13 protein-coding genes are annotated in these 15,514 nt (G+C 57.9%); 10 read left to right on the forward strand and 3 right to left on the reverse strand.

All coding sequences use genetic code 11. From position 1 onward, the window contains the following. Window positions 1-49: 49 nt before the first annotated feature. Window positions 50-2,767 (reverse strand): preprotein translocase subunit SecA, encoded by a 2,718-nt coding sequence (gene secA, locus ACR0KG_RS00805; RefSeq protein WP_480550527.1) that lies wholly within the window; start codon window positions 2,765-2,767, stop codon window positions 50-52. Window positions 2,768-2,943: 176 nt separating this feature from the next. On the opposite strand from secA, the gene ACR0KG_RS00810 reads away from it, so the two are divergent. Genes ACR0KG_RS00810 through mutT form a run of 3 tightly spaced genes read left to right on the forward strand, consistent with a single transcriptional unit; the run spans window position 2,944 to window position 5,419 of the window. Further along, window positions 2,944-3,792 carry a peptidylprolyl isomerase gene (locus tag ACR0KG_RS00810; RefSeq protein ID WP_480826199.1) on the forward strand — a complete coding sequence of 283 codons (849 nt, stop codon included), beginning with the start codon at window positions 2,944-2,946 and terminating at the stop codon, window positions 3,790-3,792. A gap of 5 nt (window positions 3,793-3,797) precedes the next feature. Continuing rightward, window positions 3,798-5,024, forward strand: a complete 1,227-nt coding sequence (gene argJ, locus ACR0KG_RS00815; RefSeq protein ID WP_480826200.1) for a bifunctional glutamate N-acetyltransferase/amino-acid acetyltransferase ArgJ — start codon at window positions 3,798-3,800, stop codon at window positions 5,022-5,024. Next, the gene (mutT, locus tag ACR0KG_RS00820) at window positions 5,021-5,419 is read left to right on the forward strand and encodes an 8-oxo-dGTP diphosphatase MutT (protein ID WP_480550531.1); all 399 of its coding nucleotides are present in this window, start codon (window positions 5,021-5,023) and stop codon (window positions 5,417-5,419) included. Before argJ ends, mutT begins: the two co-directional genes overlap by 4 nt. An 84-nt stretch (window positions 5,420-5,503) precedes the next feature. Here the strand turns inward: mutT and ACR0KG_RS00825 are convergent, their stop codons facing one another. Both ACR0KG_RS00825 and ACR0KG_RS00830 read right to left on the reverse strand, forming a co-directional pair. Next, window positions 5,504-6,283 (reverse strand): class I SAM-dependent methyltransferase, encoded by a 780-nt coding sequence (locus tag ACR0KG_RS00825; RefSeq protein ID WP_480550532.1) that lies wholly within the window; start codon window positions 6,281-6,283, stop codon window positions 5,504-5,506. 217 nt (window positions 6,284-6,500) lie between these two features. Continuing rightward, window positions 6,501-7,622, reverse strand: coding sequence for a serine/threonine protein kinase (locus ACR0KG_RS00830; RefSeq protein ID WP_480826201.1), 1,122 nt, complete (start codon window positions 7,620-7,622; stop codon window positions 6,501-6,503). Between the two features lie 374 nt (window positions 7,623-7,996). Between ACR0KG_RS00830 and ACR0KG_RS00835 the strand changes: the two genes are divergently transcribed. The 7 genes from ACR0KG_RS00835 to ACR0KG_RS00865 all read left to right on the forward strand — a co-directional run bounded on the left by ACR0KG_RS00835 (window position 7,997) and on the right by ACR0KG_RS00865 (window position 15,501). Then, complete coding sequence (locus tag ACR0KG_RS00835; RefSeq protein ID WP_480827319.1) at window positions 7,997-9,940, forward strand: AMP-binding protein; 1,944 nt, start codon at window positions 7,997-7,999, stop codon at window positions 9,938-9,940. 79 nt (window positions 9,941-10,019) lie between these two features. Continuing rightward, window positions 10,020-10,838, forward strand: coding sequence for an ABC transporter ATP-binding protein (locus ACR0KG_RS00840; protein WP_170534159.1), 819 nt, complete (start codon window positions 10,020-10,022; stop codon window positions 10,836-10,838). A 29-nt stretch (window positions 10,839-10,867) separates the two neighbouring features. After that, on the forward strand, window positions 10,868-11,854 hold the full coding sequence (locus ACR0KG_RS00845; RefSeq protein WP_480826202.1) for a branched-chain amino acid ABC transporter permease: 987 nt from the start codon (window positions 10,868-10,870) through the stop codon (window positions 11,852-11,854). Window positions 11,855-11,856: 2 nt separating this feature from the next. After that, on the forward strand, window positions 11,857-12,114 hold the full coding sequence (locus ACR0KG_RS00850; protein WP_480826203.1) for a hypothetical protein: 258 nt from the start codon (window positions 11,857-11,859) through the stop codon (window positions 12,112-12,114). Between the two features lie 3 nt (window positions 12,115-12,117). Continuing rightward, window positions 12,118-13,194 carry a branched-chain amino acid ABC transporter permease gene (locus tag ACR0KG_RS00855; RefSeq protein WP_480500931.1) on the forward strand — a complete coding sequence of 359 codons (1,077 nt, stop codon included), beginning with the start codon at window positions 12,118-12,120 and terminating at the stop codon, window positions 13,192-13,194. 76 nt (window positions 13,195-13,270) lie between these two features. Further along, window positions 13,271-14,554 carry an ABC transporter substrate-binding protein gene (locus ACR0KG_RS00860; protein WP_480826204.1) on the forward strand — a complete coding sequence of 428 codons (1,284 nt, stop codon included), beginning with the start codon at window positions 13,271-13,273 and terminating at the stop codon, window positions 14,552-14,554. A gap of 113 nt (window positions 14,555-14,667) precedes the next feature. Then, window positions 14,668-15,501 carry an ABC transporter ATP-binding protein gene (locus ACR0KG_RS00865; protein WP_170534149.1) on the forward strand — a complete coding sequence of 278 codons (834 nt, stop codon included), beginning with the start codon at window positions 14,668-14,670 and terminating at the stop codon, window positions 15,499-15,501. The last annotated feature ends 13 nt before the right edge of the window (window positions 15,502-15,514 follow it).

Consider the following 15,514-nt stretch of genomic DNA (forward strand, 5'->3'; position numbering starts at 1 on the left):
TTATTTGTGTCCTCGAAACGGACTCATTGTGATCAGGATGTCGATGACGTTAGGTTAACCTGCCATGGCAATGTTTGAACTTCTTGCCAGATCCGCAGGGGCAAGGGTCGTTTCGCGACGGGTTACCCCAGGTCGACGGATCGGTTTCGTCAAATCCCGGCAGCGCGTCACCTGACGCGGCAGCTTCGGCTTTGGCCTCGGCCCGATCGGTTGCCTGATCCACCGCAGCTTGCGTCTGAGCCTGCTGTGCCGCCATCTGCGCCAGCATCTCTTTCTGCTCTTCCTCGGTCAGTGGACGAACGCGTGACAGCTGCTGTGTCACGGTTTCGCGCAGGCTGTCCAACATGCCTTCGAACAGTTGGAAACTTTCGGTTTTGTATTCGTTCAGCGGATCGCGCTGTGCGTAGCCCCGGAACCCAACGACCGAGCGCAGATGTTCCAGCGTCAGCAGATGCTCGCGCCACTTGCTGTCGATGGTTTGCAGTAGCACCTGCTTTTCGATGTTGCGCATGTTTTCGGGGCCAAAGGCAACGGCCTTCTGCGCCATCATCTCGTCGGCGGACTTGATCAGGCGTTCACGCACCTGCTCGTCATCAACGCCTTCTTCGGCGGCCCAGTCCTGAACTGGTGCGTCGATGGTCAGCTTGTCTTTGATTGCCTCATGTAGACCTTCAGTATCCCACTGATCCGCATAGGATTTCGGCGGCATGTATTCGTCGATCAGATCGTCGATCACCTGCTCGCGCATATCCGAGACGATCTCGGACAGGTCGTCTGCCGACATGATCTCGCGCCGTTGGCTAAAGACCACCTTCCGCTGGTCGTTCATCACATCGTCGAATTTCAGAACGTTTTTGCGCATGTCAAAGTTGCGGCCTTCGACTTTGGATTGCGCGCGCTCCAGAGATTTGTTGACCCAGGGGTGAATGATGGCTTCGCCTTCTTTCATGCCCAATGTGGTCAGCACCTTGTCCAGCCGTTCTGAGCCGAAGATGCGCATCAGATCGTCTTCGAGGCTGAGGTAGAACACGGTGCGGCCCGGGTCACCCTGACGGCCTGAACGACCACGCAGCTGGTTGTCGATGCGGCGGCTTTCGTGGCGCTCGGACGCCATAACATACAGACCGCCAGCATCCAGAACCTTTTGTTTTTCTTCTGCGTGCTTGGCCTCTTCTGCCGTTCGCAATTCGGCCGGGTCGGCTTCGGGGTTCTCGGCCAGTGCCTGCAGAACCTTCATTTCCACATTGCCGCCCAGCTGAATGTCGGTGCCGCGACCGGCCATGTTGGTGGCGATGGTCACCGCCCCATAGCGACCCGCATCTGCCACGATCTGCGCTTCTTGCTCGTGCTGGCGGGCGTTCAGAACGTTGTGTTCGATCTTTTCCTTACTCAGCATCTGGCTAAGAACTTCGGATTTCTCAATCGAAGTGGTGCCAATCAGAACTGGTTGGCCTTTTGCGCTGGCCTCTTTCGCTTCTTTGATGATCGCGCCGTATTTCTCCATTGCGGTGCGATAGACCTGATCGTCTTCATCCAGACGTGCAATTGGCTTGTTGGTCGGCACTTCGACCACGCCCAAACCGTAGATTTCAGCGAATTCCTCAGCTTCGGTCAGCGCTGTACCGGTCATGCCGCCCAGCTTGCCATACAGGCGAAAGTAGTTCTGGAAGGTCACACTGGCCAGCGTCACGTTTTCGGGCTGGATCGGTGCACCTTCCTTGGCTTCGATGGCCTGGTGCAGACCTTCTGACAGGCGGCGACCCGGCATCATCCGGCCGGTGAATTCGTCGATCAGAACGACATTGCCATCGCGGACGATGTAATCCTTGTCGCGCTGGAACAGCTTATGCGCGCGCAGGCCCTGGTTCACGTGGTGCACCACTGTCGTGCTTTCAGGATCATACAGGGAATGCCCTTCGGGGATCAGACCTGCCTCGATCAGTTGCTGTTCCAGGAATTCGTTACCTTCATCGGTGAAGGTCACGTTGCGGGACTTTTCGTCCAGCGTGAAATGCTCATCGCTCAACGACGGGATCAGGGCGTCAATCGCGGTATAAAGGTCCGAGCGATCCTGCGACGGCCCCGAGATGATCAGCGGTGTCCGCGCCTCATCAATCAGGATCGAATCGACTTCATCCACAATCGCGAAATTGTGGTGCTTTTGATAAATCTCACCCAGATCGGCCTTCATGTTGTCGCGCAGATAGTCGAAACCCAGTTCGTTATTGGTGGCGTAGGTCACATCGCAGGCATAGGCGGCTTTCTTGTCCGCATCGGGCTGGCCTGACCAGATCACACCGGTCGTCATGCCGAGGGCGGCAAACACCTTGCCCATCCATTCCGCATCCCGCTTGGCCAGGTATTCGTTCACGGTAACGACATGCACACCCTTACCGGTCAACGCGTTTAGATAGGCGGGGAAGGTGGCGACAAGCGTCTTGCCCTCACCCGTTTTCATTTCCGAGATATTGCCCTGATGCAGGAAGGCGCCGCCCATCAACTGCACGTCAAAGGCACGCAGACCCAGCGCGCGCCGCGCCCCTTCACGAACATTGGCAAAGGCTTCGGGCAGCAGCGCATCCAGGCTTTCGCCCTCGAGCGCGCGTTTGCGCAATTCCTCAGTCTTTTCCTTCAGACCATCGTCAGAGAGTTGTTCGAACTCGGGCTCCAGCGCATTGATCTTTTCGACCAGCGGGCGGGTCGCCTTGATCTTGCGGTCGTTCGGCGTTCCGAAGACCTTTTTGGCGAGCGTTCCGAATCCCAGCATGTTCACTCCAGCGGATCTGTTCTTGTCTTGGTTGCGACAGGCTTGCCCACCTTGCGCGCAACCCATAGATACGGGGGGTGAAAGGCGGCCCTGTCCAAGGCTTCAAAGCGATGTAAGCGGCAGGTTCTGAAGTGTCAACGCCGCGCCCTGTCGCGGCAAAGAAATAGGATGATTCCATGCCCAAAGGCCTCACTTTTCTGCCATCGCTGGCTTTGACTGCCGTGATGGCGCTGCCGTTGGCCGCCGAAACCAAGTCTGACGCCAGCACTGTAATGGCGCGGGTTAATGGCGATGAGATCACATTGGGTCACATCATCGCCACTGTCGCAGTGCTGCCGCCACAATACACGCAGATCGAAGACGACGTTCTGTTTGACTTCGTGCTGGAACAGCTGATTCAGCAACAGTTGCTGGGCCAACAGCAACAAGAGCTGACGTCGCAGAACGCGCTGACTCTGGACAACGAAAAGCGGTCCTTGCTGGCGGTGCAGACGGTAGGTGCCCTGACCGACTCGGTTGTAACGGATGAAGCCATTCAGGCCGCCTATGACGCGCAATATACCGAGTTCGAAGGTGAAGACGAGTTCGACGCCAGCCACATTCTGGTTGAAAGCGAAGACGAGGCCAAGGTGATCAAAGCACAGTTGGATGATGGCGCAGATTTTGCGGAGATGGCGCGCGAGCATTCCACCGGTCCGTCCGGTCCCAATGGCGGATCGCTGGGTTGGTTCGGCAAGGGTCAGATGGTGCCAGAATTCGAAAACGCTGTCGTTGGTCTGGAAAAGGGCCAGATCTCGGACCCCGTTCAAACCCAGTTCGGCTGGCATCTGGTGATCCTGAACGACAAACGCAAATCCGAAGCCCCCGCACTGGAGGCGGTTCGCGATGAGCTTACTCAGACCCTTCAGCAGGACGCGATTCAGGCGCGTATCGATGAACTGACCCAGCAGGCGCAGATCGAACGCTCGCCGTTGGAAGGGGCAGGCCCCGAGATCATCCGCCAGCTGGACCTGATTCAGGAGTAATCTGCGTGGCCACGATCACCAAGGTTTCGCCGCTGGCCCCCGCCGGATTCCCTGACCTGCCCGCAATCGACGGTGTGCGGTTCGCCACCGTTGAAGCCGGGGTGCGGTATCAGGGTCGGACGGACGTCATGCTGGCTGTTCTGGACCCCGGCACCTCGGTCGCCGGGGTTTTCACCCTATCCGCCACCCGCGCCGCGCCTGTGCTGGATTGTCAGGACAAGATCGGCGGGCCCAGCGATGGCCCGGCGGCGATCTTGGTGAATTCGGGCAACGCCAATGCCTTCACTGGTCACTACGGCCAGACCTCGGTGGCCGAAGTCACGCAGGCCGTGTCCAAAGCGACCGGAGTATCAGTTGAGCGCGTCTTTACCTCCTCCACTGGCGTGATTGGTGAGCCGCTGCCGCATGACAAGATCGTTGTGCAGCTTGAGGCGTTGAAATCAGGCCTCAGCCGCCACGCAATCGAAGATGCGGCGCGTGCGATCATGACCACCGATACCTTCCCGAAGGGGGCGAGTGCGCAGGTCGAAATTGATGGCAAAACAGTCTCTATTGCAGGGGTCGCCAAGGGATCGGGCATGATCGCGCCGGATATGGCGACGATGCTGGTCTACATCTTCACCGATGCGCAGGTGGACCAATCCGTGCTGCAAGCGATGCTGGGCGCGCAGACGGACCGGACGTTCAACTGCATTACTGTGGACAGCGATACCTCGACCTCGGATAGCCTGCTGTTATGCGCTACGGGTGCCTCGGGCGTTGATGCCACTGGAAACGAAGCATTTGCCCAAGCGCTTGAAGCGGTGATGCTGGACCTCGCGCAGCAAGTGGTGCGCGACGGCGAAGGGGCCACGAAATTCGTGGAGATCCGCGTGACCGGCGCGGCCAACGATGCCGACGCCAAGACCCACGGGCTAGCCATCGCCAATTCCCCGCTTGTCAAAACTGCCATTGCGGGTGAGGACCCAAACTGGGGTCGCGTGGTCATGGCCATCGGCAAATCCGGTGCCGCTGCCGACCGCGACCGCCTGAGTATCTCGTTCGGAGATATCCTGGTGGCCGAAAAAGGCTGGGTTAGTCCCGAATATCGCGAGGAAGACGCCGCCGCTTATATGAAAGGTCAGGACCTTGTGATCGCTGTCGATCTGGGCTTGGGCGAGGGGCAATCCACCGTTTGGACCTGCGACCTGACCCATGGCTATATCGAGATCAACGCGGATTATCGCTCGTGAAAACGGTTCTGGTATCCGCTGTCGCCCTGATCGACATTGAAGGCCGCGTCCTGCTGGCCCAACGCCCCGCGGGCAAATCCATGGCCGGTCTGTGGGAATTCCCCGGCGGCAAAATCGAACTTGGCGAAACCCCCGAGGCCGCGCTGATCCGTGAGTTGGAAGAGGAGCTGGGCATCAACACCTGGGCCTCCTGCCTCGCGCCGCTGACCTTCGCCAGCCACAGCTATGACGATTTCCATCTGCTGATGCCTCTGTTTGCGTGCCGCAAATGGGAGGGGATTCCGCAGTCTAAGGAGGGTCAGGCTTTGAAATGGGTGCGCGCGAACGATCTGCGGACTTATCCGATGCCTGCGGCGGATGTACCACTGATCCCGATTTTGCGGGAATGGTTGTAATTGTGGGTTGGTATCAACGCTGTGTTCATTTGTCCGGTCCGCGGGACGGAGCGGGCTTTCGCTGCGGCTGCGCCAACGGCCGCTTCAGGTTTCGGAAGTTTTCCTGACAGAGAAACTAAACCGGCCAGTCGAGAAGAAGTGTTCTCCTCTTGCATTAAGTGAGGCCTGCTCCTCTGCCCAGGCCTGCAGCTCATCATCTGGAACAGTTTTTTGCCCGTTCACGTAGGCCACAATGAAGGGCACAATCATTTCGCCATAGCAACCATCATACCTGTCCGTATTTATGATGGAGAAATAGCTCACCTCATTGACGATCAAACCCGTGTTTCGAAGGTGCGCGCCAAGCGTTCGCGGAAGTTTGCTGTCCGCGCAATGCGGTGCAAAAGCCTTGAGCACCTTGTCCATTCGATCCGGATACTCACTGTGCCAACAGACACCTTCCCAGTCTGTGGCAAGGATCAGAGCACGTCCGCCGGGTTTGAGAACACGAAAAACCTCGCTGCAAAACTTCGCTACATCAGGCACATATTCAGCAACCTGGGTGCTAACGACCACATCGAAATAGCTGTCTTTAAATGGGAGTTCGGTCGCATCGGCGCAACGATAGCTTAGCCAGTCATGCTCAATTCGTTTCGTTGCGCGGTCTACCATCTGTTCCGAAATGTCGATGCCTACAACTTCACCATCGGGTCCTGTTTGATCCGCAATTTGAGCCGCGAGAAAGCCGGGGCCGCTTCCAATATCCAGGACCCGCTCGCCCTTTTGAACCGAAATCCTTTGAAGGGTGTCTACTCTTTGAGAAACTACGTCCGGCCCAAGGTACACCGCCTCTAATCGCTCCGCTGCGGCGTCGTCGTATTCCATTCCCATAAAGTGATCCCCCCAATTACTGGCAGTGACGCTAGCATTGCATCTGCTCGTACGGAAGTGGGGCGGCATCGCTGAGCGTTACCAAAGCGGAGGCAATTCAGACATTGGGGCTCGAAGCGAACACTCTCAGAGTACCAGCGCAGCATCGTCTTTTGAGACAGGATGCTGATGCCCGAGCATAACCGGGCACCCTGTTTTCAAACCGAACACCCTACATATTCGGAAAGTAATCCTCGCACTCCCCGTCCCGATACACATCCGCGGTACAGCAATGCAGACCGCCGCCAAAGGCGTAGGCGTCGCGCAGCTCGACTTCGACCACTTCCATGCCCAGCTTGTCCATCTGCTCGGCCTGATAGACCTCGGACTTCTCGACACAGACGGTTTTCGGGTCCAGCACCAGCACGTTCATCGATAGCCAGGTCGAGGAATAGCAGAGCGGCGGCGGCGTGTTGTGGGCCGGTTGGGCGGCGTCCACGATCTCCCACCCGTTTTTCACGAACATGCCGCGCTGGTCTTCGGGCAGGCGGCGCTGCGGGTTGTTCAGGATCAGGCCGGGGCGCAGCGGCGTGAACGTCGCGTCGATATGGATCGGATAGGGATCGCCGGGGAAGTTCACCGTGTGGACGCGGTGATCGGGGAAGTGACGGCGTAGCCATTCGATGCCCTTGAGGTTCGTTGTAAACCCGTGCTGCACCACAAGATCGCGGCCAAAACGCAGTACGTCGGCGGCATCAAACAGCGGCTCTTCCTCGGTGGTGACAAAGAACTTCTCAGCCGCCCATTGCAGGCGCTTTTCGACGCCGATCTTGTCGCTCAGATAATCGGGATGGTAGTCCGCATCGGTCAGGCGCGGCTTGGGCGCGGCCTCGTGCCGGAAATTGGGGTCTTCATCCCAATACTGTTGCATCAGGGGGCGATAGTTCAGGTATTCGAACCAGCGGCAGCGATAGGACATCGTTGCTTCGAGGATTTCATGCCCGACGGTCAACAGCACATCGCGCGGTGGCATGCAGCCAAACTGACTGTCGGTGTGAAAATCCGGTGTGGTGGCGGGTCGCGAATGGTCGATGGACGTGGGGCGATCCACGCGGATGCCACGTTTACGCAGCTGATCGGCGAAAGTGTCGAGCAGCTCATTGGCCCGGTCGATCGTTTCCTGCGGGCGCCGGCCCCACTGGCCGCGCATGTCGCTGTCTTCCGGTACCTTTGCGTCCAGCGCGGGTTCTTCGGGCGGAATGTGGCAATCATCTGCGCGGCCCACGATGACGTGGCGCAGGGTGTCCCATTCGTTCCAGCTTTTGACTTCGGTTTTGTCTGGCGACCAGGCCATGAGTGCCTCCTGCTGTGGCGGAGATCGGGGCAGGGCCCTCAATCCCGTGATTGAAAGTCCCGGCGTACAGGATGTGGGGTGAACACGAGTGGTATCCGGCGACGCCATCGCCAGACTGTGTGTCAGCCCCAATAGCATCGCCGACACGTCTTGAAAAGAATGGGTTTTAGGACGAGGGCGGTTTGCGATGCCCTCCTGTTACAATTCGTAAGAATTGAGAAAACATCAGGCAAAACTTGACGTCGATCTTTCGTGCGTCCCTTATCGGGGCATCGGCATTCGGGGCGTGGTCCCGGCCTGTCGGTTCCGGCCCGGGGAGGGGTCGGATGGGGAGGAGAGAAAGATTGGCTCAGACGCAGTCGGGCGCTGAAGGGATGCAGTCCCTTCCGGCGCTGTTACACCGCAATGCGACCCAGTTCGGGGATGCCCCGGCCTATCGGGAAAAGGAATTCGGGATCTGGCAATGCTGGACCTGGGCAGAAGCGGCCAAGGAAATCCGCGCCATCGCGCTGGGTTTTCTGGAGTTGGGCGTTGAAAAAGGCGACCACATTGCTGTCATAGGCCGCAACCGCCCGGCGCATTACTGGTCAATGGTGGCCGCGCAGATGGTGGGCGCGGTTCCGGTGCCTCTGTATCAGGACTCGGTCGCTGAAGAGATGGCCTATGTGCTAGAACACTGCGGCGCGAAATATGTCGTCTGTGGCGATCAGGAGCAGGTCGACAAGGTCGTCGAGATTCAGGAAAACCTGCATCAGGTCAAACACATCCTCTATACCGATAAGCGCGGGATGCGGAAGTATGACCACTCCCAGATGAACGCGCTTGAGGACATTATGGCCGAAGGTAGCGCTGGGCATGCGCGGTTCGATACCGAGTTGGACAAGCGCATCGCAGCGATCACCTATGACGATACCTGCGTGATGCTTTATACCTCGGGTACGACGGGTAAGCCCAAAGGCGTGGTGCTGTCGAACCGGAATGTCATTGAAAGCGCAAAGAACTCGGCTGAATTCGATCATCTGACTCGAGATGAGGATATTCTCTCTTATCTGCCCATGGCCTGGGTGGGCGATTTCATCTTCTCGATCGGTCAGGCCTATTGGTGTGGCTTCTGCGTGAACTGCCCCGAAAGCGCTGATACGATGATGACGGACCTGCGCGAGATCGGGCCGACCTATTTCTTTGCTCCGCCGCGCGTGTTCGAAACCCAGCTGACCAACGTGATGATCCGGATGGAGGATGCGGGCAAGCTGAAGCAGCGCATGTTCCATTACTTCATGGCGCATGCCAAGAAAGTCGGTGGCCTGTTGCTGGACGGCAAGCCGGTGGGATTTGGCGACAAGCTGAGATATGCGCTGGGCAATATGCTGGTTTATGGTCCGTTGAAGGATACGCTTGGCTATGGCCGGTTTCGTGTTGGCTATACTGCTGGTGAGGCCATCGGGCCGGAAATCTTTGATTTCTATCGCTCTTTGGGCATCAACCTGAAGCAACTCTATGGTCAGACCGAAGCAACCGTCTTTATCACCCAACAGCCGGATGGCGAGGTGCGGGCAGATACGGTCGGCGTTCCGGCTCCTGCGGTCGAGTTGAAAATCGACGAAAGTGGCGAGATCCACTACCGCTCGCCAGGTGTGTTTGTCGAATACTACAACAACCCGGATTCGACGGCCTCGACCAAGGATGCTGAGGGTTGGGTTGCGACCGGGGATGCTGGGTTCATCGAGGAGAACTCAGGTCATCTGCGGATCATCGACCGCGCCAAGGATGTGGGCAAAATGGCTGACGGGTCGATGTTTGCGCCGAAATACGTCGAGAACAAGCTGAAATTCTATCCTGACATTCTTGAGGTCGTGCTGTTCGGCAATGGCAAGGATCGTTGCGTGGCCTTCATCAATATCGACCTGACGGCGGTCGGGAACTGGGCTGAACGGAACAACGTGGCATATGCGTCCTATCAGGAGTTGGCAGGCCATCCGCGTGTGTTAGAGACGATCAAATCCCACGTGGAAGAGGTGAACAAGTCGGTCGCGGCGGATGAGATGTTGTCGGGCTGTCAGGTGCATCGCTTTGTGGTTTTGCACAAGGAACTGGATGCCGATGATGGCGAGATGACCCGGACCCGCAAGGTGCGGCGTGGCTTTGTCGAGGACAAATTCCACGACATTATCGCCGCGCTTTATGATGGGTCTTCCAGCGTTTCGACGAAAACCGAAGTGACCTATGAGGATGGGCGCAAGGGGTCGATTTCTGCAACGCTTGAGATCGTTGATGCGCCGGTTGTGTCGGTCGCGCAACACAAGGTCGCGGCGGAATGATGGGCCGTTCGAGCGCCGCTCGACCTGCGGTCATCGCCCCGCCCGCCGTCCCAATTTTGCGTAAGTCTGGGAGAGGCTGATGCTGGATCATTCCGAAGGATATGTCACCGAAGACGGCCGCAAGATCGGCGGTGTGGTGATGGAGATGAAGAACATCACCCTGCGTTTCGGCGGTGTGGTGGCGATCAAGGATATCTCGTTCGATATTCGAGAGGGCGAAATTCGCGCCATTATCGGGCCAAACGGCGCGGGTAAGTCCTCTATGCTGAATGTGATCTCGGGGTTTTATGTCCCGCAGGAGGGTGAGGTTTGGTTCCACGGAGCCAAGCGCCCACAGATGCGGCCCTTTGAAGTGGCGCAGCAGGGGATCGCGCGGACCTTCCAGAACATCGCCTTGTTCGAAGGCATGAGCGTTCTGGACAACGTCATGACCGGGCGTCTGAGCTTTATGAAGACCAACATCCTTCAACAGGCGTGGTGGAAGGGGAAGGCCGAAGCCGAAGAGACCGAGAATCGTGAGGCGGTTGAACGGATCATTGACTTCCTCGAAATCCAGCACATCCGCAAGACGCCTGTGTCACGCCTGCCCTACGGGTTGAAAAAGCGGGTGGAGCTTGCGCGTGCTCTGGCGGCGGAGCCGAAGCTGCTGCTGCTGGATGAACCCATGGCGGGCATGAACGTTGAAGAGAAAGAGGACATGAGCCGCTTTATCCTCGACGTGAATGATGAATTCGGCACCACGATTGCCCTGATCGAACACGACATGGGCGTGGTGATGGACCTGAGCGACCGGGTCGTCGTGATGGATTATGGCAAGAAAATTGGCGACGGCACACCCGACGAGGTGCGCAACAACCAAGAGGTCATCGACGCCTATCTTGGGGTCAGCCATGACTGACATCGAGGTGGTAAATTGGGGAGGCGTCTATGCCTGAACAACTCGTATTTGCGATGGAGGTCATCCTCAACGGTCTGATGGCCGGGGTGCTTTATGCGCTGGTCGCGCTGGGCTTTGTGCTGATCTACAAGGCCTCGGGGATTTTTAATTATGCCCAAGGGGTTATGGCGCTTTTTGCGGCGATGACGCTGGTGGGGATCATGAAGGGGCAAGTGCCGTTTGCCCATCTGATCAATGCGATTTTCGGGACACATATCCACTACTTTGGCTGGAACGTCCCTGCGCTTTTGGCGATCCTTTTGACCATGGCGGTGATGGTGTTGCTGGCCTGGGCGGTGCAGCGCTTCGTCATGCGCCATCTGGTCGGGCAGGAGCCGATCATTCTGTTCATGGCTACCATTGGTCTGGCCTATTTCCTTGAGGGTGTGGCCGACCTGATGTGGGGCTCCGAGATCAAGACGCTTGATGTAGGTCTGCCGCAGGGCATCAACCTTTGGATTGATGAGACGACCTTTAACATCTTCGATTATGGTTTCTTCATCGACAATCTGGACATCGTGGCGACGATCATTGCGGCGCTTCTGGTGGCGGCTTTGGTCGCCTTCAGCCAGTACACCAAACAGGGCCGGGCGATGCGCGCGGTGGCGGATGATCATCAGGCGGCATTGTCGGTAGGCATTTCGCTGAACTTCATTTGGATCATGGTTTGGTCGGTCGCCGGTTTCGTCGCTCTGGTCGCGGGTATCATGTGGGGCACCAAGTCCGGCGTGCAGTTCTCTCTGTCGCTGATCGCGCTCAAGGCTCTGCCGGTGTTGATGCTGGGTGGCTTCACCTCGATCCCCGGTGCTATCGTCGGCGGGCTGATCATCGGGGTGGGCGAGAAGCTGTTTGAATTCGCCATTGGCCCCTTAGTCGGCGGTGCGACCGAGAACTGGTTTGCCTATGTGCTGGCTTTGATCTTCCTCGTGTTCCGGCCTCAGGGCCTGTTCGGTGAGAAGATCATTGAGAGGGTTTAGCCATGCACAAGCTGATCGCCATCATCAACGTCATCGCATGGGCCGGGTTCTGGGCGTTTGGGTACATCGCCCTCACCTCGGATGATCTGAGCGATCGCCAACTGGTCGTGGCGGCGATCCTGGCTTTTGCCGGGCTGGTCACCGGCATCATGGCTTACATGAAACTGGTCCGCGCGTCCGAGGCGAGCGGATATGCCAAAGGGTCCAATCAACTGGATGCTGCTGCCCGGGGTCGGGCACAGGAACAATGGGGAAAGTGACGCATGTTCTATCGTGAGGCCGGGGATTTCAAAACCTCGTACATTGCCGACAGCCAAACCTTCCCGATCAAGTTTGACCGGTATCGCTACTATGTCGTGCTAGCGGTGGCATTTGGCATTATCCCGTTCATCATAAACGACTATTGGGCAAACGCCCTGCTGCTGCCCTTCCTGATCTATGCGATTGCCGCGATCGGGCTGAACATTCTGGTCGGCTATTGCGGACAGGTCAGCCTGGGGACTGGGGGTTTCATGGCCGTGGGGGCCTATGCCTGCTACAAGCTGATGACGGCGTTCCCCGATGTCAGCATGTTCATCCATGTTCTGCTGGCAGGTGGCATTACGGCGATCGTTGGCGTGCTGTTTGGCCTGCCTTCGCTGCGGATCAAAGGGTTCTATCTGGCGGTGGCCACACTGGCGGCACAGTTCTTTTTGGTGTGGCTGTTTAACCGGGTTCCGTGGTTCTACAACTACTCGGCTTCGGGTCAGATCAATGCGCCAGAGCGTGATGTGTTTGGCATCATCATCACCGGGCCGAACGCGCCCGCATGGGCGACCTATCTGTTCTGCCTAATCTTTCTGACGGTATGCGCCATTGTCGCCCGTAACCTGACGCGCGGTACTACGGGCCGGACATGGATGGCGATCCGCGACATGGACATTGCGGCTGAAATCATCGGAGTGAACCCGCTCAAGGCGAAGCTGACCGCCTTTGCCGTCAGCTCGTTCTTCGTAGGCGTGGCCGGAGCGCTGTTCTTTGCCGTCTATCTTGGCGCGGTCGAGGTCGGCGAAGTCTTTGGCATCCAGAAATCATTCCTGGTGCTGTTCATGGTCATCATCGGCGGATTGGGCTCGATCTTCGGATCCTTTGCCGGGGCCGCATTCCTGGTGTTGCTGCCGGTTGTTCTGAAACTGGTTGGCGTTGATCTGCTGGGTTGGCCCACCGATATCGTGGCGCACCTCAATCTGGTGATCGTTGGTGCTTTGATCATCATGTTCCTGATCCTCGAACCGCACGGGCTGGCACAGCTGTGGCGCGTCGCGAAAGAAAAACTCAGACTCTGGCCGTTCCCGCACTAAAGGACCGGCCCAATCAAAAGACGGGCAGCTCAAGCCCGAAACCCAACATCGGACTAACCAAGGGAGGAGACACCCGATGAACAAGAAACTGGCAACCCTGGCGCTGGGCGCCGTGATGGCCGCAGGTCCGGTCATGGCCGACCTCGTGTTCCCGTCACTCAGCTATCGGACGGGACCTTATGCGGCGGGCGGTATCCCGTTTGCGGATGGCTATGCTGACTACTTTACCCTGCTGAACGAGCGGGACGGTGGGATCGGCGGTGTTCCGGCCCGCGTTCTGGAATGTGAAACCGGCTATAACACCGAAAAAGGTGTGGAATGCTATGAGTCCACTAAGGGCGAAGGCGCGTTGGTGTATCAGCCGCTGTCGACCGGTATCACCTATCAGCTGATCCCCAAAGTGACTGCAGATGGGATCCCACTTCACACGATGGGTTATGGCCGGACGTCGGCCGCGAACGGTAAAGTGTTCAGCCACGTGTTCAACTACCCCGCCAACTACTGGAACGGTGCCTCGGGCGCGATCAACTATCTGCTGGATCAGAATGGCGGAGATCTGGGTGGTAAGAAAATTGCTCTGGTCTATCACAACTCGGCCTATGGAAAGGAACCGATCCGTACGCTGGAAACGCTAGCCGAAAAGCACGGCTATGACCTGACCCTGCTGCCGGTGGATCATCCAGGGCAAGAGCAGAAGTCTCAGTGGCTGCAAATCCGCCGTGAGAAGCCCGACTATGTGATCATGTGGGGCTGGGGCGTGATGAACCAGGTTGCGGTGCAAGAAGCCGCCAACATCCGCTTCCCCATGGAGAACTTCATTGGCGTCTGGTGGTCCGGTGCGGAATTCGACGTGCAGCCTGCGGGTGACAAAGCCACCGGTTACAAGGCGCTGACCTTCACCGGTTTGGGCGACGACTACCCTGTTTACGCCGATCTGCAGAAATATGTTGTCGATGCGGGCAAAGCCGCAGGCGCGGGTGATCAGCTGGGCACGGTGCAGTATAACCGTGGTCTCTATGCTGCGATGCTGGCTGCCGAAGCGGTGAAAACCGCACAGGACATGCACGGCACTGCAGAAATCGACGCATCGATGATGCGCGACGGCATGGAAGCGCTGGAGATGACCAACGCCAAGATGGAAGCGCTGGGCATGTCTGGTTTCGGCCCCGAATTCTCGGTCAGCTGTGAAAACCACGGTGGTCCCGGCCTTGTCGGCGTCGTTCAGTGGGATGCAGCAGCAGGCACGTGGAACTCGGTTCAGGATTTCAAACCGACCGATGCCGAAGTGATCAATGCCCTGATCGAAGAAGATTCGGGCGCATACGCGGCTGAAAACAACATCTCGCAGCGCTGCGAGTAAGAAACTGAGCGCGCGCCCCGGGAATTCCTGGGCGCCCCAGACAAACGGAGCGGCAGGTTGCTTGCCGCTCCTCACGAACCGCCCTTACTGGGCAGGCATGAGGATACGCGCTGATGCTGGATGCGGCACAAACCACAGATGTACAGGCGGAAACCCTGCTTGAGGTCAACAATATCGAGGTGATCTACAACCATGTGATCCTTGTGTTGAAAGGCGTCAGCCTGACTGTGCCCAAGGGCGGAATTACGGCTTTGCTGGGCGGCAATGGCGCGGGCAAAACCACGACGCTGAAGGCGATTTCGAACCTGCTGCATTCCGAACGCGGCGAGGTGACCAAAGGCACGATCAAGTATCGCGGTCAAAGCGTACATGAAAGCGATCCGGCTGATCTGGTTGAAAAGGGCGTTATCCAGGTGATGGAAGGCCGCCACTGTTTTGAACACCTGACAGTCGAAGAAAACCTGCTGACCGGCGCCTATACCCGCAAGGACGGGAGTGCCGCGATCCAGCAGGATCTGGAACTTGTCTACAACTACTTTCCACGTTTGAAAGAGCGTCGCCGGTCACAGGCCGGCTATACCTCGGGCGGGGAACAGCAGATGGTCGCGATGGGCCGAGCTCTGATGTCGCGACCCGAGACCATCCTGCTAGACGAACCCTCGATGGGTCTTGCACCGCAGCTGGTCGAAGAGATTTTCGGCATCGTTAAGGATTTGAACGAGAAAGAAGGCGTATCCTTCCTGCTGGCCGAGCAGAACACCAATGTTGCGCTGCGCTTTGCGCATTATGGCTACATTCTGGAATCCGGTCGCGTCGTGATGGATGGCCCAGCGGCTGAGCTGCGTGAAAATCCCGACGTGAAAGAGTTCTACCTCGGCATGTCCGAGGACGGCCGTAAGAGCTTTCGCGACGTGCGGTCCTATCGTCGCCGCAAGCGGTGGTTGTGATCTGATGGAGGAT

It is taken from the genome of Ruegeria sp. H4 (assembly GCF_056533065.1).